Source organism: Methanobrevibacter sp., from assembly GCF_036307625.1.
Classification (GTDB): domain Archaea; phylum Methanobacteriota; class Methanobacteria; order Methanobacteriales; family Methanobacteriaceae; genus Methanocatella.
Map to the genome: position 1 here is coordinate 1 of NZ_JAXJXF010000065.1, position 2391 is coordinate 2391.

The following is a 2391-nucleotide window of genomic DNA, read 5'->3' on the forward strand; positions in this document are numbered from 1 at the left end:
ATGTATAAATCAGGTGTATGGCCAGATACACCTGAAGGAATTAAGGATCCGAAAAATTTTCATAAGATGATTAGACGATGGGCCCGACGAGAGAATTCTATATAAATTACAATATTAAAATGCACATTTTTTCCAAAATAAAAATGTACAGCTTTTCTAATAATTAGGATTCATCATTGCCGTATATTGACTGCAATCGATAAGATTTTCCTTTGATTGTTACTACTGTGGCATGATGTAAAATACGATCTACAATGGCGCTAGCAATTAGTGGATCACCAAAAACTTCATCCCACTGCGAAAAATTGATATTCGTTGTAATTATGGTGCTGTTACGTTCATACCTTTTGTCAATCAACTGGAAGAAAAGTTTTGAGTCAGATTTGGAGATTGGAAGATACCCTAGTTCATCAATAATCAGTAGCTTATATCCACTGAATTTCTTGAGCCTTTCGGCAAGGCGCCCTTCAAGCTGAGCTTTGTGAAGCGCCTCCATCAAATCAGCACACTTAATAAAATAGGTTGAATTTCTATTTTTAGCTGCGGTAACTCCTAAAGCAGTTGCCAAGTGAGTTTTTCCAACACCACTATTACCATAAAACACGATGTTTTCTTGCTTATCTATAAATCTAAGCGAATTGAAATCATATATTTGTTGTTGATTTATGGATGGCTGGTACTCAAAATCGAAATCTGATAAGGTTTTCACTTTAGGAAAACCTGCCATATTTACAGAATGCTTAATGAGATTTTCTTTTTTCTGATCCACCTGAGCTTCTGTAAAGTACAAGAATCCATCAATGAAAGATAGATTATTGCGATTTACATAGTCCAATGTTTTATCCAATACATTTATAGACTCTTTACTTTTTAAAAACTTTAGATTATCCATGATCTTTGTATACGCGCTAGTATTATTCATACATACCTCCGATAATGTCTAGATTGTGTTTTGCCATCTGCAAAACCTCATCGGAGCTTTTTCCTATATATGTACAGGCAATCGTATCTACATAATGATCGACAGAATAATTAAGTTTTCTATTACTTAGAGTGTGCACTGCAATCAGTTTTGTGTTAAAGTATACGTAGATATTAGAATCATACAGTTGATAACTTACCATTTTTCCAATATATTCTCGTGGTACAGAATACTGATTGGATCTTACGGTTATCATTCCAGCGGTGTTTACCTTGGAACGAATGGTTTTAATTCTGTATTGATTCCTTACTGATTCGTGTGGTAGCGGCAGTAAGGAATTTTTTTCTTTATTAAAGTCTATGATTGGGATTCTTCCAGTACCCTGGCAGATAGAGTTGTTAGCTCTCTGATTGATTTTCCCTATTAATTCATACAGTTCAATAAGATTTAGTTGTCCATTATACGCACCTATTTCATCGAGTAGTTTCATTTGAGATTCTACTTTCCCTTTGGTTCTAGGTGTTGCCGCTCTGCAAGGCTGTAGCTGAAATCCAAAATCGCGGGCAAATGCTTCAAATTTAACATTGATCTTACCTTTTTGATACTGTGTTCGGGCATTACTCATTATCGTCTTCATGTTATCTGTAAGTAAAATATGAGGAACACCGCCAAGGGTTTCAAAGCATTCCGTAAGCAAATGCAGCAGGGTTTCCTGAGTCATGTTTATTGCCGGTTTATACAGTTTGAATCTGGAATAACCAAGAATTAAAACCAGTACATGAATTGTTATTTTTTCACCCGTATCAGCCAGTGTGAAAGGAATGGATTCTTTCCAATCCAACTGAGCTTGTTCGCCAAGCGTAGTTTCATATCTGAATACAGGATTTGAAGATGAATTCGAAACCTTGCCTTTTTGAAAATATGCATCGAAAGAAGGTACTGATTTGAGATAATAATAAAAAGTCTGCCTAGGTACAACCATTCCATAATTATCCTGTAAATATCGGTACAAAACACTTCTATAATGAAAAACCTGTATGTCAGATGAAAGTAGTTCTTCTATGATGTCATGATATTTATCAAGTTTAGAATGGCTGTTTCGATGTTTGCTTTTTTCAAAACCATCAAGATATTTGGAAACCGTGCGTCTGTCTACATTGAGCTGTCTGGCAATTTCAGACTTATTAAGTTTTAAATTATTCTGTTCCATAAAAGTCCTCAGTTTTGGCAGATCTGTCAGTTTTGTGATTTTTAGACTGACAGGCACATTTATATTTATTAACACAGATATCACCTCCGGAAAGTGCTATCTGTATTATACTAACTGAGCATTTTTATTTGAGAATTTTTGAGCATCTATATATTAGCATTTATATATGATATTTCAAAAGTATGGAAATATGAAATTTGCATATCGAAACCGCGAGTTTTGGTGTAAGGGATACTATGTCGATACTGTAGGTAAGGAC

The 2391-nt window shown here is 34.7% G+C and carries 2 protein-coding genes and 1 pseudogene; 1 reads left to right on the plus strand and 2 read right to left on the minus strand.

All coding sequences use genetic code 11. From position 1 onward, the window contains the following. Positions 1 to 163: 163 nt before the first annotated feature. Together istB and istA are read right to left on the minus strand one after the other, a co-directional pair. Positions 164 to 922, minus strand: coding sequence for an IS21-like element helper ATPase IstB (istB, locus tag UIB65_RS03835; protein WP_177853839.1), 759 nt, complete (start codon positions 920 to 922; stop codon positions 164 to 166). Then, positions 915 to 2207: an IS21 family transposase gene (istA, locus tag UIB65_RS03840; protein ID WP_330039800.1), complete on the minus strand. Its 1293-nt coding sequence runs from the start codon at positions 2205 to 2207 to the stop codon at positions 915 to 917. Before istA ends, istB begins: the two co-directional genes overlap by 8 nt. 91 nt (positions 2208 to 2298) lie before the next feature. On the opposite strand from istA, the pseudogene UIB65_RS03845 reads away from it, so the two are divergent. Continuing rightward, positions 2299 to 2391 (plus strand): annotated as a pseudogene (locus UIB65_RS03845) (IS200/IS605 family transposase); the annotation flags it as partial.